Origin of the sequence: Desulfitobacterium sp. THU1, assembly GCF_038181555.1 — a bacterium.
Classification (GTDB): Bacteria; Bacillota; Desulfitobacteriia; order Desulfitobacteriales; family Desulfitobacteriaceae; genus Desulfitobacterium.
The window spans coordinates 1-20,128 of record NZ_JBBWUA010000016.1; the positions used below are offsets into that span (position 1 = coordinate 1).

Annotated in this window: 15 protein-coding genes and 1 pseudogene; 11 read left to right on the forward strand and 5 right to left on the reverse strand. The window is 42.6% G+C overall.

Annotation, left to right across the window (positions count from 1 at the left end; all coding sequences use genetic code 11):
- Positions 1-143: 143 nt before the first annotated feature.
- A pseudogene (locus AAC978_RS12165) lies at positions 144-1,829 on the forward strand (ABC transporter ATP-binding protein); the annotation flags it as partial.
- Here the strand turns inward: AAC978_RS12165 and AAC978_RS12170 are convergent.
- On the reverse strand, positions 1,798-2,679 hold the full coding sequence (locus AAC978_RS12170; RefSeq protein ID WP_341548324.1) for a DUF4474 domain-containing protein: 882 nt from the start codon (positions 2,677-2,679) through the stop codon (positions 1,798-1,800). The pseudogene AAC978_RS12165 and the gene AAC978_RS12170 overlap by 32 nt on opposite strands.
- Before the next feature lie 86 nt (positions 2,680-2,765).
- Between AAC978_RS12170 and AAC978_RS12175 the strand changes: the two genes are divergently transcribed.
- Complete coding sequence (locus tag AAC978_RS12175) at positions 2,766-3,881, forward strand: DUF6765 family protein (protein WP_341548325.1); 1,116 nt, start codon at positions 2,766-2,768, stop codon at positions 3,879-3,881.
- Here the strand turns inward: AAC978_RS12175 and AAC978_RS12180 are convergent.
- Positions 3,878-4,189, reverse strand: a complete 312-nt coding sequence (locus AAC978_RS12180) for a hypothetical protein (protein WP_341548326.1) — start codon at positions 4,187-4,189, stop codon at positions 3,878-3,880. The two genes, AAC978_RS12175 and AAC978_RS12180, sit on opposite strands and share 4 nt — an antisense overlap.
- A gap of 197 nt (positions 4,190-4,386) precedes the next feature.
- The gene (locus AAC978_RS12185) at positions 4,387-4,593 is read right to left on the reverse strand and encodes a PspC domain-containing protein (RefSeq protein ID WP_341548327.1); all 207 of its coding nucleotides are present in this window, start codon (positions 4,591-4,593) and stop codon (positions 4,387-4,389) included.
- 172 nt (positions 4,594-4,765) lie between these two features.
- Between AAC978_RS12185 and AAC978_RS12190 the strand changes: the two genes are divergently transcribed.
- The 7 genes from AAC978_RS12190 (at position 4,766) to AAC978_RS12220 (ending at position 11,133) form a co-directional block, all read left to right on the forward strand.
- Positions 4,766-5,266, forward strand: coding sequence for a DUF892 family protein (locus AAC978_RS12190; RefSeq protein WP_341548328.1), 501 nt, complete (start codon positions 4,766-4,768; stop codon positions 5,264-5,266).
- 127 nt (positions 5,267-5,393) lie between these two features.
- Entirely contained in the window at positions 5,394-5,924 is a 531-nt protein-coding gene (locus tag AAC978_RS12195; RefSeq protein WP_341548329.1) for a chromate transporter, read from the forward strand.
- A 26-nt stretch (positions 5,925-5,950) separates the two neighbouring features.
- Positions 5,951-6,493 carry a chromate transporter gene (locus AAC978_RS12200; RefSeq protein WP_341548330.1) on the forward strand — a complete coding sequence of 181 codons (543 nt, stop codon included), beginning with the start codon at positions 5,951-5,953 and terminating at the stop codon, positions 6,491-6,493.
- Positions 6,494-6,578: 85 nt separating this feature from the next.
- Positions 6,579-8,006: a cardiolipin synthase gene (gene cls, locus AAC978_RS12205; RefSeq protein ID WP_341548331.1), complete on the forward strand. Its 1,428-nt coding sequence runs from the start codon at positions 6,579-6,581 to the stop codon at positions 8,004-8,006.
- Between the two features lie 120 nt (positions 8,007-8,126).
- Positions 8,127-8,636 carry an RNA polymerase sigma factor gene (locus AAC978_RS12210; RefSeq protein ID WP_341548332.1) on the forward strand — a complete coding sequence of 170 codons (510 nt, stop codon included), beginning with the start codon at positions 8,127-8,129 and terminating at the stop codon, positions 8,634-8,636.
- Positions 8,633-9,934: a DUF4349 domain-containing protein gene (locus tag AAC978_RS12215; RefSeq protein WP_341548333.1), complete on the forward strand. Its 1,302-nt coding sequence runs from the start codon at positions 8,633-8,635 to the stop codon at positions 9,932-9,934. Before AAC978_RS12210 ends, AAC978_RS12215 begins: the two co-directional genes overlap by 4 nt.
- A gap of 347 nt (positions 9,935-10,281) precedes the next feature.
- Positions 10,282-11,133, forward strand: coding sequence for a YitT family protein (locus AAC978_RS12220; RefSeq protein ID WP_341548334.1), 852 nt, complete (start codon positions 10,282-10,284; stop codon positions 11,131-11,133).
- A gap of 15 nt (positions 11,134-11,148) precedes the next feature.
- Here the strand turns inward: AAC978_RS12220 and AAC978_RS12225 are convergent, their stop codons facing one another.
- Positions 11,149-11,472 carry a DUF4878 domain-containing protein gene (locus tag AAC978_RS12225; protein WP_341548335.1) on the reverse strand — a complete coding sequence of 108 codons (324 nt, stop codon included), beginning with the start codon at positions 11,470-11,472 and terminating at the stop codon, positions 11,149-11,151.
- 68 nt (positions 11,473-11,540) lie between these two features.
- On the reverse strand, positions 11,541-12,083 hold the full coding sequence (locus AAC978_RS12230; RefSeq protein ID WP_341548336.1) for a hypothetical protein: 543 nt from the start codon (positions 12,081-12,083) through the stop codon (positions 11,541-11,543).
- Positions 12,084-12,237: 154 nt separating this feature from the next.
- Here AAC978_RS12230 and addB point away from each other — a divergent pair, with 154 nt between their 5' ends.
- On the forward strand, positions 12,238-15,906 hold the full coding sequence (addB, locus tag AAC978_RS12235; RefSeq protein ID WP_341548337.1) for a helicase-exonuclease AddAB subunit AddB: 3,669 nt from the start codon (positions 12,238-12,240) through the stop codon (positions 15,904-15,906).
- The gene (locus AAC978_RS12240; RefSeq protein WP_341548338.1) at positions 15,893-20,017 is read left to right on the forward strand and encodes a UvrD-helicase domain-containing protein; all 4,125 of its coding nucleotides are present in this window, start codon (positions 15,893-15,895) and stop codon (positions 20,015-20,017) included. Before addB ends, AAC978_RS12240 begins: the two co-directional genes overlap by 14 nt.
- Positions 20,018-20,128: the final 111 nt, after the last annotated feature.

Below are 20,128 nucleotides of genomic sequence, written 5' to 3' on the forward strand. Positions count from 1 at the left end.
TCTATCCTATTCATTTTCTCCCCCATAAAGCTATGATTCTTGTTTAATTCAAAATTCATCATAGCTCATCATGGGGAAGCTTGGGAGAAAAGTGTTCATTTTTATTTAACGAAATCTGTTAACTTTATTTTACCGTTTACACTATTCTCATTAAAATATTTCTGGATGACTACTTGACCCCTCGCTACTTCGATGTAGGGGCCTTGCTGAGTCTTGGGGGAAGCTATCTTCTCTTAGTTTTTATAGGTTCCTTACTTCAGTATCAACAATTAGTGCGCTTTAATCAGATTGCATTGGTTGCTATCCAACAGATTCGCGTGGATATCTTTGGCAAGGTTCAGTATCTGATGATGAGCGTCTTCGATCGAACTCCGGCCGGTGCCTTAGTTTCACGAATAACCAATGATACAGAGGCCATTAAAGAGCTCTATATCGGAGTTTTATCTACCTACGTTCAAAATATAGTGTTTTTATTAGGAATTTTCATTGCTATGTTCAGTCTGGATGTTCGACTTGCCACGTTTTGTTTGCTGCTTCTACCGATTATTGTTGTGCTCATGCAAATTTACCGTAAGGTGAGCTCAAAGATCTATCGATATTCGCGAGCAGAGCTCAGTCGTCTTAATGCCATGCTCAATGAATCCATACAAGGAATGAGCATTATTCAAGTCCTGCGACAGGAAAAGCATTTTCAGAAGAAGTTCTCCGGTATTAATGATAATTATTATCGAGCAGCAATAGCCAATATAAAATTGGAAGGCACGCTCATGCGCCCGGCGGTTGATTTGCTTTACACCCTAGCCTTGGTCCTAGTCCTAGGATTTTTTGGATTGGAATCAATCATCGGGCCAGTAGAGGTAGGTGTTCTTTATGCGTTCATTAATTACCTGGATCGTTTTATTGAGCCCGTCAATATGATCTTAATGCGGCTCTCGCAACTTCAGCAAGCCGTTATTGCTGCCGAAAGAGTATTTGAGGTCCTTGATGATGAACGTACTACCAAGACTCATGGGCAAGAGATCGCCCATGATGCACAAAGTTGTCCTGCTCGTACTATTGAGCAGGGTGAGATTGAGTTTCGCAATGTGAGCTTTTCCTATGATGGAGTTACTGAAGTATTGAAAAATATCTCCTTCACCGTTCATCCGGGGGAGACTGTCGCCCTAGTTGGCCATACAGGGAGTGGAAAAAGCACGATTTCCAATCTCTTAATGAAGTTTTATCCGATTAATCAGGGAGAGATTACGATTGATGGCACTCCACTTGGGGACTTTTCACAGGATGAAGTACGGTCCCAGATCGGTCTCGTCGCCCAGGACCCATTTTTGTTCGTGGGAAATATCGCTCAAAACATCCATCTCAATCGACCGCAGCTCACCGAGCAAGAAGTAAAAGCTGCAGCGGAGTTTGTAGAAGCCGATAAATTCATTGCCAAACTTGGCAAGGGGTATCAAGAGAAAGTAAGCGAAAGAGGTTCCACACTTTCCAGTGGTCAACGTCAACTTATTTGCTTTGCCCGCACGATGGCCGGTCAACCTAAAATTCTCATCCTCGATGAAGCCACAGCAAGTGTAGATACTGAAACAGAGGAGGCCATTCAAAAGGCCTTAGAAAAAATGCGCCAGGGGAGGAGTACCATAGCCATTGCCCATCGACTTTCCACTATCCAAGATGCTGATCTTATTCTAGTCCTTCACCAAGGGCAAATAGTTGAGCGAGGCACTCATTACGAACTTCTCGCTCAAAAAGGACTGTATTATAAAATGTTTATACTTCAACAAGGCGTTTCCCAGAAGATTAATCCTCAAGACGATGAGAAGAGTGTTTAGTGATGATCGCGGCCCCCAAGAGGGTGAGCATGACAATAATCTCAAATACTTGCTTGCTTTTTCCTAAATTCATGATCAAGCGATACATGTCGGGCAGCTCTTCCTTGATGGCTTGAATCTTTTCCGGAAAGGTTGAATAGAGTCTGGTGAAATCCTGATAACTTTGACAGAGAAATTCGTTTTTTCTCTGAATAAGCTGATCAGTTTTTGGGGTGCGGGTAAAGGGTTGTGTCGAACGGGGTGAACTAAAGTTGAAATATACTGTGTTGTTGTGAACCCGATAATCCTTTCCTGTATATCCTGCTTTTTTCATACCCTCGAGAAAAGCATCCCGCATGGCAAAAGCCTCAAAAGTGATGTGAATTTCCATCGTTAGTTCTGAGGGCTCCGAAAACTCTCCTAACCTAAAACCGGTTAACCACCAATGACGGTCTTCACGAGTAAAAAGAATGCGATTTCCTTTTTTGATGGTAAAGCCCATCTGAAGACACTCGCTATCACTGGCGGCTTGATAATAGGTTCCTTTAAAAACTCTTGGCAGCTCTAATTCTACCCCATTAGTGTAGATGCCAATTTCTGCACCGGTAACCAAGTCGTATTGACCTTTCCACAAGCCAATCATCCACTTTTTATTGTTATAAGAAAAATAGATGGGCTCACAATCAATGATCATACCCATAGGGGCAGCCGCTTCGTCGTAGAGTCGACAATAGCCGATGCTTCTTTGCCATGGATCCATCGTGGATACAAAAATATCCTGACTTGCATCATAGGCATAGCCTGCGATTGCTAAAGCCTTATCCAGTTCAGCATCTCCCGTCCCCAGAGATAAAACGGTTAAATCAGCCATGCAAATCCCCCTCCAGTACATAGTATTGAGTTGCTGCATAGAATGGTGCATAAATTACTTAATTAGTGGTACTGGAGGGAAAGGAATTGAAAAAAGATTGCCATTTCTATGCACTTTTGGCATTGAGCAGAGCATGTGGGTTTAAGAAAAAAAGCTCAAACATAATTGCCTACGCTTCACAGTTTGTTGATGACGCGAAGATAAATCTTATACTTTTCCAAAATGTCGCGCAGAATGAGGCTCTGGATGCAGTGGAAAATACGCCGGCTTTTTTCAATATTGCTACCTGTCATTCCTATTTTCGCATCGATACTTTTAATTATGAAGCTATGGTCAATAATACATCTGCCTTTCATTTTGTACCCGGCTGTCAGGGAAAGCATTTTACCAAGAAATTACGTTGCAAAGAAGAGTCACCTGTCATTCTCGCTCTACTCAATGAGGCTTGCCAAGAAGATAATTTGGTTAAGCTTGGCATGGTAATGCATCCTTATGCCGATACATTTGCCCATCAAGGGTTTAGTGGTATGTTGAGCAAGGTAAATGCAATCAACAACTGTCAAATTGAATCTGAACTGTCCTTGCCATGGATTGAGAGCTTTCCCGATTATCTTAAAGATTTTGGAAAGGAGAAATTCGAAAGGTACTTCGATAAGGTCATGCCTGCCTATGGTCATGCCCAAGCTTTGGATTTCCCAGATCTTCCTTATTTAGTATGGTCTTATGAGTATGATCACAGTGATGATTTTAAAGGTTCTTATCAGAGAGTAGAAGTGGATAATCGGGATAGGTACCGAAGGGCATTCCTCAAGATTAAAGAGCAGCTCGAACGATATCTAGCCTTGTATCCACACCATCAGGACCCTACTGTAAGGTTTACACAATTTGAGCTTCTTTGGGAGGCCTTGCTTTATAAAGGCCATGATCAAGTAAGGATTAAGAATTGGCAAAAATTGATGATCAAACTAGGTTTATTTGATAAAGAGGATGAAGCCTTATGGACTTACGAAGAGGATGCCTGGTTGAAGCAAGCCTTTGTCAATTATAACTATAAGAAATTTGACAATAGAAGAGTTGAGGGAGCGATCTGTGCAAAACATTTCGAAAGCACACCTTGGTATCACTTTGTTCTCGCTACAAAGTGGTATAAGAAAAAGTTCCATCATTACTGCAAAGAATTTCAGCTTTTCTTCCCAACCTAAGATGGACGTTGTGAGCTCACATAATCCACCATAGCTTGATTAAGGGGAGAGAATTCAGTGCTGATCTCAGGCGCCTCTAGCCATTGACTCGCAGGGGAAGCGGATGAAAAGAAATCAACAAAGTCTTGAAAATGTTCTCCGGAATAGGCGTCACGAAATCCATGTAAATTAAAATGGGCAACAAAGTTGCAATTTAGATTTAGATGATAATAAAGATCTTTATTAATTAAATCCGGATTTTGCTTATTAATAACTTTCTTGAAATTATTAAGCACCTTTTGTTGCTGTTCGTCCGTCATTCTAAACATATATTTCCTCCTTAATGTTAGAGAGCACCTTTTTCGGTTGCCAGCATTCTCTATACTTTCTATCCTCTATCCTTAATTTAACCCAATTCCTGTGAAATATGATCAATAAAGACCTGCCGCTAAACCTTTGCGGCAGGTCTTTATTGAAATGGACAAGAATTAGCAGAAAGATTCTCGATATCTAGAGAAATATAGGCTCAAGGGTTAAGATATCTGTGATCGGGATTCTTAGGGATCACGATCCATGCTATTATGTAGGCAAAAAATCCCATGCCTGCCCCAAAAATAGCAACTACTGTAGCTAAGCGAATGAGGGTCGGATCCACGTCAAAGTATTCGCCTATCCCTCCACAAACCCCAGCCAGCATCTTTTCTCTACCGGATCGATAGAGTCGCTTATTCATATCGATACTCCCCCCTTACTGATAAAACATTTCCTATAACTATGGTACGTTGTCGTGAACTGAAAAGTTTCAGTTTTTATAAGGGAATTTTCCTGAAAGAAATTGGTAAGGAAACTATACATATTTTTATTCACTCGGTAAACAATAAACCTAGATTTAAGGAGGTGTCTTGATGCAAATTCAACTAAGTCAAAAAGAAAGTATGTTACTCCAAGACTTAAAGAGTCATGAGGAACTTTGTATTGAAAAATACACTAAGTATGCTAACGAAGCACAGTGCTCTAATCTTAAGCAAATTTTTCAAAAGCATGGTTCGCATGAGCAACAACATTATAATACGATAAACCAGATCATAGCCGGTCAGGTACCAGCCATGAATCAAGGTCAATCCCAACAGCAAGGGCAAGGTATGCAAGCACAAGCAAGTGGGATGCAGGGAATGTCCGGTATGCAAGGTCAGGGGAGCAAAAACTACAATAAAAATGACTTTACAATAGTTAATGATATGCTTTCCACGGAAAAATATATCTCAGGAACCTACGACACGTGTATCTTCGAGTTCCAAGATAAAAATGTTCGTCAAGCTCTTAATCATATTCAGAAAGAGGAGCAGGAACATGGAGAAGAGCTCTTCAATTATATGAAGTCTCATGGAATGTATAATGTACAATAAGTAAAGAGCACACTTAAAGCCAACAACCTCAATTTGAAGTTGTTGGCTTTTTAATTTCATTTTTATATTCTAAATTGGAAATGACTTTGTTATAATGGTAACCATGCAAACGGCTTTAGAATAGGAGTTGAAACCATTGGAACAATTTCTGGAAATCTTTGTTGCCTTTTTTCGGGCTAGTAATTTAGCCTTTGGTGGTGGTCCTGCCATCATCCCACTCGTCCAAGCCGAGGTCCTTAATCACGGCTGGATGACCATAGAGCAGTTTTCCGAAGGTCTAGCCATTGTCACTTCTTTACCGGGACCCATTGCTACCCTTTTATCTGGTTTTGTGGGCTATAATGTCGGTGGGTGGTTGGGAGTATTAGCCGCTTTGCTCGGTACCTTGGCTTTAACCTCAATTTTAGTTATTGTCTTGACCGATTTCTTAATGAAGAATAGCGAATCGCCTGTCCTCAAAGGCGCGTTAACAGGGGTGCGTCCCTTGGTGACTGTTCTTGTTGCCAAGACAGCCTTTGATATGGGTTCATCTGCTTTTTCCAGCCTCTGGAGTTGGGTTATTGCCGGATTGGCGATGATTTGTCTGTATAAGTTTAAGCTCCATCCCGGTATCGTTATTATTCTATCGATGGTGTTTGGCATCATCGTTTTGCGTTAATACCATGAACTTGGAGGTGATGTGTAATGTATAAAAAGCTATGGGAGGTATTTATTGGCTGCGCCCGAGCCACAAACTTAGGTTTTGGTGGTGGACCTGCTATGATACCCTTGATCCAACGGGAAGCCGTGACACGTTATAAATGGTTGACAGATGAAGAGTTTGCCGATGCCTTGGCTATCGGTAACTCATTACCGGGACCCATTGCCACGAAGTTAGCTAGTTATATGGGTTATCGGGTTGCCGGTTGGCCCGGCGCACTCGCAGGATTATTGGGGACACTCTTATCTACCTTTGTAATTGTAATATTAGGTGATTTACTTATTCGTTATTCACATACAGCTGCTCTGAATGCAGCGTTGACGGCTGTTCGTCCTGTGGTCGTTATTTTAATAGCCCAATCTGCCTATGATTTAGGCAAAAAAGCTTTCCCGAAAAAGTATCGAAGCACTTGGGGAATTGCGGTTGTAGCTTTGGGGATAATATTTATGACCAGCGTTCACCCTGGAATCTTGGTGGTATGCGCAATGACCTTTGGTTATTTTGCCTATGGTAGAAAGAAGAGTTAGTTAAAAAAAGCAACTTCGCATTGAAGTTGCTTTTTTTGTCATACTAATGAATGAAATGGATAAGTCAGCAAAAGGTGGGGTATAGTTGATTCATTTTTTTATCGGGTTTGCACTGATTGCCTTTTTCTTGGCTCTCGTGATTATCTACTTAGAGAAGGAGAACCCTGAAAACACTACATCATGGCTGTCCTTTCTTGGGATGCTTACTATTTTGGGATTCGTCTTGTACACTATTTTCGGTTGTACGCCCATTAAAAATCGGCTTTTTCGTAGGAAACATATCCCTGGGGATCGATTGCCCCGACTTACCCTTCACCAGGAAGAATCCCTTAACCAAGACCCTATCTTTTTCCAAGAATCTTTATTAGGCAAACATCTTTCACGGGCCGTGCTTAAAGGCAGCTGTGCACCTCTATCAGGCAACAATTCCGCCCAAATTTTAATTAATGGACAAGGAAAATTTGAGGCTTTGATTAAGGACTTAGAATGTGCTCAAGATCATATTCATATGGAGTACTATATCTATCATAATGATGAAATAGGTGGAACTATCCAGAAAATCTTGATAAGCAAAGCTCGTGCCGGAATAAGGGTTCGTTTGATTCTAGACGGTTTAGGGAGTAAAAGCCTTCCTAAGCCCTTTGTCAAGGAACTAAGAACAGCCGGAATTGAATTTGCGTGGTTTTTACCACTACGCTTTCCCCAGCTATTTGCTACCTTGAATTACCGAAACCATCGCAAACTTGTTGTCATTGATGGGAAGATAGGATATTTAGGGGGAATCAATATCGGTGATGAATATTTATCGCTCAGCCCTAAGTATGGTTTTTGGCGCGATACCCATCTGCGTTTAGAAGGGAATAGTGTGCAAACCATTCAGGAAACTTTTTTGAACGATTGGTACTTTACCACAGATAAAATAGTCGAGGAAAAGCGATATTTTCCTGAATATGAGCCCTGCGGCGACCTTCTTACCCAAATTGTCGGTGGGGGACCCGATTCAAAACATGAGTCGGTGAAAGCTCTTTTCTATACGATTCTTAGTGCAGCCCAAACTGAAATCTTTATAACAACACCTTATTTCATTCCAGATGAGAGTATGGTCATGGCTTTAAAATCTGCAGCTTTAAAGGGGATTTCAGTGAAAATCCTTTTACAAGGAAAGCCGGACCATAAATTACCTTACTTGGCATCGGCTTCGTATTATCGTGATTTAGTTGAGGTTGGGGTGGAAATTTATCGCTATCAGAAAGGAATCTTACATAGTAAGGTCATTACTATTGATCAAGAGATTTCGATCATAGGTTCAGCTAACTTTGATATACGCAGTTTTCAACTTGACTTTGAATTAAGTGCAGTAATCTATAATGCCAAATTCACGAGAAAATTAGTTAGTGAACAGCAAGAGGATCTTAAGGATAGTATTCAAGTGACTAAAGAAGATATAGAACAAAGAACAAGGCGATATTCATTTCAAATAGCATTGGCTCGTCTTCTTTCCCCACTCTTATAGCCAGTATTCTGCCTTATGGCAGGATTTTTTTATTTGATGAGGAATAGAATCAGAGATATCGTCAGATATTTAGTCTCTATATCGTCAAATTAGTCAGAATGAGAGAGGAGGCTCCTCATAGTGCAAACGGATTCCTTTGATGCGATTTATGAAGAACTTTTTCCGGTTCTATACCGTTTTGTGCGTATGCGGGTTCCGCAGAGTGATGTTGAGGATGTAACTGCGGAGGTTTTAACTAAAGTCTGGAGAGCGTTAGCGAATTTTGAAGGCAAAAGCTCTTTAAAATCCTGGGCTCTGAAAATTGCTTATCACCATATTGCTGATTTCTACCGAACCCGCAAGGGAAAAGGGATGCAGATTGTATCTTTGAGTGATGAAATTAAAGCCACGACGGCAACAGAGGATCATAGTGATCATTTATTAACTGTTCTCAGTGTAGGTGATACCCTTGCAAAGTTATCTGAACCTCAAGTAGCGGTAATCCAACTCCGTCTTATCGAAGGGTTCAGCGCAATCGAGGTTGCCCAGATACTTGGCATAACTCAGCAAGCCGTTGACAGTCTCCTGTATCGAGCAAAGAAGAGCTTCCGAAAGTATTACGAGATGGAGAACGCAGGGGGTGTTCGATGATGAATAAGGATCCATATACCCTTTGGGAACAGGAGGGTGACTTAGAACGCATGAAGCTTTTCTTTCGTGAAGTTAGCCCTGACTCGGAACAAAAGGATCGAATCAAAAAATTGGCTCTTGAGAAGATCCGCGAAGAAGATCTTAAAGCAGCAAATGGCGAATCCTCAGGTACGGTTTTTATTCCTGAAGTGCCTTTAAAGGAGAGCTTACAAGAGAAAGCCCAGCGTAAACTGAAATCATTCTGGTGGCGTTGGCAGTGGAAGCTGGCAGTACCTGCTGTTATAGTGCTCATGATAGCTTTTGTTGGCATCGGCATGGAGGGTATGAAAGATTCACCTTGGGGAGTGGAGAAAAATACTGCCTTGAGTGAAGCAAGGGAGCAATCCAGTGCCCAGAATTCAATGGCGAATGATAGTGTTGGTATAGCAGAGGCTCCTCCGGAGCTTGGAAATAGAACCATGGTAGGATCGGGTGACTTCTCTGCAGGTCTTGCCAAAGAGGGTGTTTCGACAATGCCCAGTACCGCTAATACAGGGGCAATAAGTGGGGAAATGGCTCCCATTATGCCTATTCCGGAGCCTCAGATTCCGCCTGCAGACGATAGCTTACCGAAGAAGATCACCTATAATATGAATGCTACCCTGCAAGTCGAGGATGTTTCCCAATCCCTTGCCACGGTAACCCAAGAGATTTTAGGCTTAGGCGGGTATGTTGTAGAATCCTCACAGAGCAATCAACAGAAGGAAAGCACAGCATATGCAACCTTTAATATTCCTTCCCCACAGCTGGAAGGTTTCCAAGGTCGACTCGCTGAGCTAGGCAAGGTATTAAACCAATCCACAAATGCTTACGATGTCACTAACCAGTACTATGATACCCAGTCAAGACTTAAGAACCTGATAGCTCAAGAAACGCGCTATTTAGAAATTTTAAACGAAGCAAAGACGGTGGAGGATATTTTGCATATCGAGAGCTATTTAAGCAATACTCGGATGCAGATTGAACAACTCCAAGGGCAAATTAAGCTTTGGGATCATCAGGTTGCCTATTCTACGGTGAGCATCTACTTCCAGACCACTCCCAACCCCGTCAGTGTGGATGAGCCTTGGCGGCCTGTTTCTTGGGAAAATACTTGGCAAGCAGCAAAGGATGCCGTCCTTAAGACGATTAGTTCCACTTGGAACGGTATCAATTATCTTTTCGTGGGGATAGCCTATGCTCTGCCCTATCTGCTTCTAGTTGGTGGCATCTATGGGGCTTATCGTTTGATTAGAGTAAGTCGACAGCCCAAAAAATAACAAGAAAACCGCTCTATATTCAAGGAAAAAGATTTTTTAAGTTAAGAATAAGGCTTTAGAGCTAACAAACAGGAGTAGAGCTTGTGACTTTAATTCACAAGCTCTATTTATTGTCATATCGATTCATTACTTTGAGTGTTGAAGCGCAATGAACATCCAAAGACAAGTTTTCAATCAGAGTCTAGTTCATGTTAATATAGTATTATCGAAACAGATAGAGATGCTATGGTCTTAGGATCTTAAAATCTGAATTGGACTCGGTAACAAGCACATAATAGTATTCAGGTTAAATATTAAAATGAGGATTTGGGGAAAACTGAAATCGTTCAAATTATTCTAGGGAGGGTATGAATTTGCAAAAATGGAAACTTGCGAAAAGAATTGGTAAGTTTCTCGGGATTGCTTTGGGTGCAGTTATTGCTGCCTATAGTGTTCAAGGCTTCATTGTCCAAGCGGGACTAGGCGGTGGCGGAATCGGAGGTATAGCGTTACTCTTGTTTTATACCCTCGGATTTCCAATCGGGATTGTGAACTTCATTCTCAATATTCCGCTATTTGCACTGGGATGGAAGGAAGTTAATCGAAATTTTGTAGCGAAAACATTTTTTGGAATAATTGTATACTCCTTAGCCCTTGATTTCTTTAAAGGAATACAGCCATTACAGCTAAATGATGTCTTTTTAGGAGCTCTCTATGGTGGAGTTCTTGGGGGAGTAGGTTCAGGTTTTGTGTTTCGTTTAGGTGGTAGCCTAGGAGGAACGGATATTATTGCGAAGATCATTCAGCGCCGCTTTGGTTGGGCCATGGGCACAACAATGCTGATGATTAATGCTTTGATTATTTTAGCTTCTTGGGCTATTCTCGGCCCCAAGATCGCCCTGTATACCTTGGTATCGATGTTTACCTACAGTAGAACAGTGGATGTAATCGCCAGTGGTCTCCCGGCAAAATCAGTAACCATTATTTCCAATCAATCAGATCAATTGATTCAGCGCATTCTTAGAGAATTAGGAAGAGGGGTTACCTTTCTTCATGGGCAAGGAGGATATTCCTCAGCAGAAAAGAATGTCATTATCTGCGTGGTCAATATCGCAGAACTTGGTCATTTAAAACGAATTGTGAGAGAAGAGGATCCCCATTCCTTTATCATTGTTCAGACAGCGTCAGAGGTAGTTGGGGAAGGCTTTGCGGTTGAATAGTGAGAAGATATTTTTCTAGTGATCGTGATCAAGAATTTGCCATTGATCGTTTGCCTTAACCATGGTCATATTCTGTGAAATATTTCGTCCATCTACTGTTGTGTAAGTTGCATCTATGACGGCTGTATTACGGTCCTTAAAGACGCAACTTGAAACATTCACTTTCTCTACATTAACACCATGGAAGGTTAAATCTTGATAAATAAGCTTCGCTGCTTGATCTGGGTTCAAATCACTTTTGGCAGTCGTTGGGGTTGTTGTCCCACATCCCACCAACAACATAGTCAAGAAAAGCATGAGAAAAACCAATCCCGTGATTTTTTTCGACGTTTTTTGCACATTTTCCACTCCTTGATTCATAATTATCTACTCCCATTGCATTAATATGATATTACTCAAGTAAATATTCACTCTTCTGGAGTCCAGGTGAGTGAGGAGAGAATGTAGCCCATGACTTTAAGTTGATCTTCATTAAAATGTGTAGCGCTAGTAAGGAAAGCAATTCTTATGATCTTTTGATTAGGTGTCTTTAACCAATATTCTTTTCCGGATATCTTTACAAATTCGCCAAAGGAGGCCCCCCAAATGGTTAAAACTCCTGGAAGGGTATTGATTTCAATATTATTAAGGGAGTATGTATAAAAATCAAAAGCACTCATTTCTTTGCTTTTTTGCAGGTAACCTTCCAAATCACGGAGTTGCCAAATCTGAATATACCCTCTGAGGGCATAGTATTCATCGTTGAGCGTAGCACTAAATTGTAACTGGTCACGATCTTCCATCCCGTTCTCAACTATCTGTGATGTGGAAGGTAATTGGATATGTAACTCCTGATTGAATTGATGAGGATTCATTTTAGGGAGCGTGGTGTCTGTAAATTGACTATGTTGAGGATAGAAGATAAGATAGGCAACAACCAATAGGATTCCCCAAAGAATTATTTTTTTCACATTATCCTCCACAAAGGTTTTAGTACATCATATTTTGACTCTTGGCTATTTATACAACTCTTTTGCTGTAAATCTCTGGCTAGTGATCGACTTGCGAAAGATAAAATTAACCTGCGGTAGATAAAATGAATAAACGGTGAGAGGAGTGCTATGGGTGAGTTTACGCTTTATTTTAGGTCGAGCGGGTACGGGAAAAAGCACACTATGTCTAGATGAAATTCGCAAAGAAATCCATGAAAATCCTCTCGGTTCACCCCTCATACTTTTGGTACCTGAGCAGGCTACCCACCAGATGGAAATGAGTCTTGCCCATGATCCTAAGGTTAAAGGAATCCTTCGCGCGCAAGTATTAAGCTTTCGACGATTGGGTTGGCGGGTTTTTGCAGAGGCAGGCGGTGGAGGGAAAGCTCTGATAGGGGAAGTAGGGAAAAGAATGCTCCTACGGCGCCTTCTCCTCAAGCATCGCTCCGAATTACGAATTTTCGCCCGTTCGGCTACCCGACCCGGGATGGCCGATTTATTGGCGCAGGCCATTGCTGAATTTAAAATCTACCGTGTCCTGCCAGATGATCTCAAGAGTATTCAGGACTCCGATGAGTTACTAATGCAAAAAACCCAAGAATTAGCGTTGCTCTATGAAGAGTTTAACCGGAGCTTAGGTTCGGAGCTAAGGGATCCTGATGATGAACTAAATAGTGTAGCAGAAAGGATTCCCTCGGCCCCCTTTCTACAAGGGGCTAAGATTTGGATTGATAGCTTTAAAGGATTTACTCCTCAAGAGCTTAATGTTATCCAATCCTTGCTAAGCAGTGCTTCCGAAATCACCATCTCTCTACCTCTTGATCCAGAATATATCAAGGAGGGAAATCCACATTTTAAGACTGGCGAAGAACTGTTTTATGGTCCTTGGCAAACCTATCTTTCCTTCGTAAACCTAGCGCGTGAAACCAAGACACAGTTCACGACGATCTCCCTAAGGGAAACTTATCGTTTTCAGCACTCGGGCCTAAAGCACCTCGAACAATACTATAGCCTTTATCCGACTCAATCCTTTAGACTTGGTAAAACGGATATTGCGGATACTTTGGGAATAAATATTCTCTCCGCTGCCAATAAAAGAGCGGAGGTTGAAGGCATTGCCCGCGAATTACGCCGGTTAGTTAGGGAAGAACATAAAAGATGGCGTGATTGTATCGTCATTTCCCGAGATTTGACAGGTTATCAGGATCTTATCGAGCAAGTGTTTAATGCTCATGATATTCCATTTTTCTTGGACCACAAACGTCCTGTGATCCATCATCCTCTCCTGGAATTGCTAGTGGCAGCTATCGAAACTGTTCAGACTGATTGGGCCTATGAACCCCTCTTTCGTTGTTTAAAGACGGATTTTTTTCCTTTGCCTAGAAATCAAATTGATCTTCTGGAAAACTATTGTCTGGCTTATGGAATCAAGGGAAGTGCCTGGAATAGCAATCGTCCTTGGAATTACTCTCATGGGTCTGAAAATAAGCAAGAAATTGAGTCGATCAATCACGCTCGTCAAATCATTTTCGATATACTTCAGCCTTTTAAGGAAAGACTACGCCCCGATCGTGAGGGAACGCAAAGTCCAGTCAATGTTGCTCAAGTGACGGTGGCTATCTATGAGCTCTTGATACGCTTGCAGGTTCCTGAGCATCTGCAAGGATGGGCAGAGGAAGCTCGTGAAAAGGGAGCGCTGGCTGAAGCACAGTTGCAAAATCAGATTTGGGATGCTGTTATGCAAGTGTTGGATGAGATGGTAGCAGGGTTAGGGGAGGAAATTCTAGAACTTCCCGACTTTTCCTTGATCCTCACTTCCGGCTTAGAGAATTTAAAACTAGGTTTAATTCCTCCCGGTCATGATCAGGTCTTAGTGGGTTCACTCGATCGATCCCGTAACCCGGAAACTGAGGTTCTCTTTTTAATGGGAGCCATTGACGGGATATTACCGGGAAAACCTTCGACTGAAGGAGTATTTGACGAATTGGACCGGTTGCGTTTAGAACGTCTTGGAATCATGCTCGCACCCAAGGGAAAAGCGCAACTCTACGAGGAACAATATTTTATTTACATGGCTCTAACTCGTGCCAGACAAAGATTATATATTAGTTATCCACTAACTGACGAAGAAGGTAAAGGACTCACTGTTTCACCTGTCGTCAATCGAGTTAAAGCTATCTTCCCGGAGTTAAAGGAAACCTACTTGAATCTGGAGACAGAGACTTTAGAATCCATCGATCATCCTTATGCTCTTTTGCCGGCTTTTGCGCTCCATCTACAGTACCTTCGTGAAGGGATACCACTATCTCCCCTATGGGAATCGGTCAGAGCGTGGTTTCAAGCCAATACTGACAGCTTTCCCCAAGCCATCATGCTGGAGAAGGGAATTGAAGCACTAAACTATGAAGAAAAACTACCTCAGTCCTTGGCTCGACAGCTTTACGGGAAACGATTAATCACCAGTGTTTCTCGGTTAGAGCAATTTGCTCGCTGTCCCTTTGCCCACTATGCTCAATATGGACTAAAGCTCAAGGAACGCTCGAATTTTCGACTTTCTCCACCGGATATGGGTCAATTTTTTCACGCGGTCTTGCATGATTTTGCCCTTGTTTTACAAGAGAGACAACTGCAGTGGGGAGCGTTGACCAAAGAAGAATCGTGGCAGCTTGTCAACGAAGTAGCTGATCCCATCGCTCAACAATTACAGAATAAGATTCTACTGAGCAATGCTCGTTATCGATACTTAGCTCATAAGTTGAAACGCACTGTCCATCATGCGGTCCGAGTCCTTGGCGAACATGCTCGTCAGGGGATATTTGTCCCCATCGAACTGGAGGTGAAGTTTGGCCCTCAGGAAGATATCCCCCCCTTAGAAGTGCCCTTAAATGATGGTAATTCCTTGATTCTAAGAGGTCAGATTGATCGTATTGATTGCGCCATATTGGATAATCAAGTCTACTTGCGTATCTTCGACTATAAATCCCGTGAAGCTCAGGTCAACCTCAATCAAATCTATTATGGTCTAGATCTACAACTTCTAGCTTATCTTGATGCGGCCTTGCAAGGAGCCCAAATCCTCTTGGCAGACTCTCCTCAGGTCAATGACAATTCAGAGGCCCTTTCTGATATTAAGCTCCTTCAACAAGGAGTCATAGAAAAAGTCCACCCCGCCGGCTTCTTGTATTTTCCGGTACTGGAGCCTCAGCTCCGCTCCAAAACTTTACTCAGTTCTGAGCAGTTAGAAAATGATCGCATCAAAGCTGTGAAGGTGAAGGGCTATTTACTTGCCGACCGTGATGTCTTGATGGCTATGGACCGCAATCTCGAAGACTCTAATTTACTAGGGATCAAATTTAATAAGTCCGGAGACTTCAAGAAGGGGTCTCCCATCTTGACGGAAGAACAATTTACTCTGCTAAGGAAACACCTGCATGATTTTTTGCGCCGAAGTGGGGAAGAGCTTTTAAATGGGAATATTGCCATCGCACCCTATCGGCAGGGGAAGAGCAACGCTTGCCAATATTGCTCTTACAAGCCTATCTGTCATTTCGATCCATATTTATCTGAGAATACGTATCGAAACTTACCTGTAATACAGGACCAAGACTTCTGGAATCGTCTAGACATTGCTGAAGAAGGGCAGTTGCCTACCAGCACTCTAGATGGTCAACCTGATCAACTGAATATTACTGAACAACCACCGCCAACGGATGCCATAAAGCGCCATAAGAGCCAGGAGCTACTCTGGTTAGGTGAAGAGGAAATCGGCGCCGGAAAGGAGGAAGACCATGAGCAGTCCTAAATGGACTCCGGAACAACAGGCAGCTATTGATTTAAGAGGCCAGATTCTCGTTGCAGCCGCCGCAGGCTCGGGTAAAACTGCAGTTCTAGTGCAGAGACTCATAGAGCGTATTACACATGCTGATGAAAAGGTTGATGTCGATCGTTTTCTGGTTGTAACTTTTACAAAAGCCGCTGCAGCAGAAATGCGCGAGAGAATTGGCAAAGCTTTGGAGGAGGCTCTTTTTGCAGAAGCAGACCCTGCTGAAGTAGAGCACCTACTTCACCAACGGGCCCTGCTTTATCGAGCCAGTATTACAACACTTCACTCCTTTTGCATGGAGCTTCTTCGCCAGTATTTTTATCAAATAGAGCTGGATCCTGCTTTTCGGATTGCTGATGAGGCAGAAGCGGACCTTCTACGCCAAGAAACACTAGAAGATCTATTTGAGGACTATTATTCCGATGATGATCCTGCCTTTCAAGCCTTGGTAGATGCCTTCGGCACAGACCGAGACGACCAACCTCTAATGGAGTCCATTCTGAGACTTCATGGATTTGCCATGAGTCAGGTTCACCCCGGGTCGTGGTTAGATCGTCTCCCTTTAGCCTATCAGTGGAACAGTTTGGATGAGCTTTTGAAAAGCCCTTGGGGCGTGGTAGTGCGACAGGGAATTCTGGATAAGGTCGAAGAGAGTCTGAATGGATTGGAACGGGCTAGCAGCATTGCCCAACAACCCGGTGGACCACTTCAGTATATTCCAGTCCTCCAAGATGATTTATCCCGTTTACAACTTCTTCAGAAAGCCCTAGATAATGGGGTCTGGAGTGAAGTGGAGAGCGCTCTTTGTGAAGCTACAGCTTTTCCCAGCCTACCACGGGGTAGTAAAAAGAATTCAAGCGAATCTTCGTTCAGTGAAGACGAAATAAAGCAATTTCGTGAGGAAAGTAAAAATGCACGGGATGGGGCCAAGAAAAAGTTAGAAGAAATTAAGACTTTTGTTTTCTCCGTTCCTTTAACGGAGCAGTTGGTTTATTTGAAAAAGATGGAAAGCTTGATTCAGACCCTAGTGCAAGTTACTCAGAAATTTATTCTTGAGTATCAGAGCGCTAAACGGAAACGTAATATTGTGGATTTTTCCGATCTTGAGCATTATGCCCTAAGCTTGTTAGAAATCGAAAATCAATACTCCCCAATCGCCCTGAAGCTTCAAGAATTCTATGCAGAGGTTTTGGTGGATGAATATCAGGATATCAATCCTGTTCAAGAAAGAATTCTGCAATGCGTTTCTCGCCAAGAGGGGCCTCATGCCAATCTATTCATGGTTGGGGATGTTAAGCAAAGCATTTATCGTTTTCGCATGGCCGACCCGAGACTTTTCTTAAGAAAATACTCAGATTACCCTCATTTTAAGGTGGGAGAAGAAGCTCCCGCCCCGAATCTAGTCATTGATCTCAATCAGAATTTCCGAAGTAGATCTGGAGTCATTCAAGGAATCAACTATCTCTTCTACCAGATCATGACGGAGGGGGCAGGGGAGATAGCCTATGATAATCAGGCAGCTCTACGAGCAGGTGCCAAATTCATTTCTAACCCTGAACTCAAAACGGCTGAGGGTCCTATTGAAGTCCATTTATTTGACCCTAAGTGTATCGATTTATCAAGCTCTCAGAGTCATGAAAGTGCCCAGCCTGGGGAGATGGCTTCTTCATCAAATAGTGAACTGCATCAGGATAAGGACCTCGATTCAGAGGAAGATGATGCAACCCTAGAAGACGTGGAAAGCGCTCGTATTGAAGCACGACTAGTAGCAACGCGGATTCAGAAGATGATTCAAGGCTGTGAATTTAAAATTCACGATAAAGTGTTGGGAGACTTTCGACCTGTTCAGTATTCGGATGTTGTAATTCTTATGCGTTCCTTATCCTCAGTAGCTCCAGTCTACTTAGAGGAATTTCAAAATGCTGGTATTCCTGTTTATGCTGAAACAAATAGCGGTTATTTTGGTGCGAATGAGGTCGATACCATATTATCTTTATTGAAGGTTATCGATAATCCACGTTTGGATATTCCTTTGGCAGCGGTACTGAGATCCCCTCTTGTGGGTATGAATGGTACCGAGCTTGGGAAATTACGCTCCTTGCTCCCACATGGGGATTTTTACGAGACCATTGTCTTAGCGTATTGGGCTAGTCAAAAAGACCGACAGGAAGTAGCTGAAAATGAAGAAGTCAGAGATATTCTAGCTACGCATCAAGAGTACTTGACTCAGTTAGAAGCAAAGGCCAAAGCAATTCTAATAGAATCACCGGAAATACAAGAAAAGGTGAACTCTTTTTACCCGAAGTTACAGGCTTGGCGGCAACGTTCACGTCGAACGTCCTTGGCTGATTTAATATGGCATCTCTATGAGGAAACGGGCTTTCTTGCTTATGTGGGGACCTTACCATCAGGTTCCCAACGCCAAGCAAATTTGCGTGTTCTCTACGATAGAGCTTGTCGCTATGAAGCGACTCATTATCGAGGTTTATTCCGGTTTCTGCGTTTTCTGGAAAAGTTCCAAGGTCAGGGCAAGGATTTCGGGAGTGCCAGCACTGTGGGGGAAAAGGATAATGTGGTTCGACTTATCACAGTGCACTCTAGCAAGGGCTTAGAATTTCCGGTGATATTCATGGTTGGATTAGGGAAAAAATTTAATACGCGAAGCCTGAATAATCAACTTCTACTCCATTCTCAATTGGGAGTAGGGGTTCCGTTAATTGATGTGGAGAATCAAGTTCGTTATCCCTCCATTATTCAATATGCAGTGAAGGAACGCTTATGGCAAGAGTCCCTTGCCGAAGAATTGCGTATTCTCTACGTAGCCCTCACCCGGGCCAAGGAACGCTTGTTTCTCTACGGTCAAGTTAACAAATTGTCCGAAACCCTCGAGAAATGGCAAACCTTGGCCAGCACATGCACTGAGATCTCCTTTACTGATGGTCAACTGCGAAGTGCCAAAACTTTTCTGGATTGGATTGGACCGGCTTTGGCGCGTTATCCCGAGGATTTGTTCGGCTTGGGTCACCGCACCTTGGATTATGCCCTACCGGATAGCGCTGCGCAGTGGAAGATCATTATTCATGAAAACATCTCAGATCCTAGTGCTGAGGAAATAGGTGTTATCAATTCGGAGACTGGATTATGTGAGCCGCTGATAATGGTTGAAAGCAATAAATTACTTGAACCTAATGTCGTAACGGAACTAAAGGAACTACAGCTGTCATCTAACCAAGGAGAGGAAGGGGTCAGGGCCAGTGCCGGTGCCGAGAATATGACCTTAGCAGATATAAAAGAAGAAGTATTTAAGAGGCTGAGCTGGTATTACCCTTCATCTGAATCAGTTCGTCAAGTGGCCAAAACCAGTGTCAGCGAATTAAAAAGGCAAATGCCTTGGTATTTAGATGGAGAATATGAGCCCCAGCCGGCTCAGTCGGCCCCGAGCTTTTCGCGACCAAAATTCGTTCAATCCCAAAGAGATTTAACTCCGGCCGAAAAAGGAACTGCTATGCATACCGCCATCCAGCATCTTCCCTTAACAACATGGAGAGCTACTTGGGAAAGCCTTCCCAGTGAGGAAAAGAATAATACCCTTGAGCTCTTTAGGAACTCCTTAATCCAAACGGATATTCTTACGGAAGAGCAGGGAAAGGCCGTATCTATTGACGTTCTCCTTAAGCTCTTAGATTCCGCCACGGGAAAACGATTATTGGAGGCAGAAGAGGTAAGGAGAGAAGTTCCTTTCACGTTATCATTATCACTCAAAGTACAAAAAGAACCCGTTCTTGTGCAAGGGATCATTGACGCGATTGTCATTGACCATCGAGAACAGGGTGCAGATATAATTGATTTTAAGACGGATTACCTCATTGGGGATACCAATCCAGAGGAAACATTAACACAACGCTATGCATTGCAGCTTGGCTTATACGCCATGGCTGTTGAAAGGCTTTTGGATATACCGGTACAAGATTGCTTAATCTATGCCACTACCTTAAATCAAGAGTTTAAAATTTCTCGAGAGGTTATACAAAGCGCTTTAGAATCTGTCAGCATAGATTCTATCAGCCATGAGTCCAAGAAACAGGATTAATATGTTGATGGACGTAGCAAGCCGTTATCTCGCACATTCAGAAGAAGGGAGTCCTCTGGGTCTGTTAGTCATCGAATAAACATAAAAAACCCCGTTGAAATAAGTATTGCT

Bases quoted from the DNA above. Each gene is read 5' to 3' on its own strand.
- AAC978_RS12220 (WP_341548334.1), top strand. From the start codon at position 10,282: ATGAATTTGCAAAAATGGAAACTTGCGAAAAGAATTGGTAAGTTTCTC.
- AAC978_RS12180 (WP_341548326.1), bottom strand. From the start codon at position 4,189: ATGTTTAGAATGACGGACGAACAGCAACAAAAGGTGCTTAATAATTTC.
- AAC978_RS12170 (WP_341548324.1), bottom strand. From the start codon at position 2,679: ATGGCTGATTTAACCGTTTTATCTCTGGGGACGGGAGATGCTGAACTG.
- AAC978_RS12200 (WP_341548330.1), top strand. From the start codon at position 5,951: ATGTATAAAAAGCTATGGGAGGTATTTATTGGCTGCGCCCGAGCCACA.
- AAC978_RS12215 (WP_341548333.1), top strand. From the start codon at position 8,633: ATGATGAATAAGGATCCATATACCCTTTGGGAACAGGAGGGTGACTTA.
- AAC978_RS12190 (WP_341548328.1), top strand. From the start codon at position 4,766: ATGCAAATTCAACTAAGTCAAAAAGAAAGTATGTTACTCCAAGACTTA.
- AAC978_RS12240 (WP_341548338.1), top strand. From the start codon at position 15,893: ATGAGCAGTCCTAAATGGACTCCGGAACAACAGGCAGCTATTGATTTA.
- AAC978_RS12185 (WP_341548327.1), bottom strand. From the start codon at position 4,593: ATGAATAAGCGACTCTATCGATCCGGTAGAGAAAAGATGCTGGCTGGG.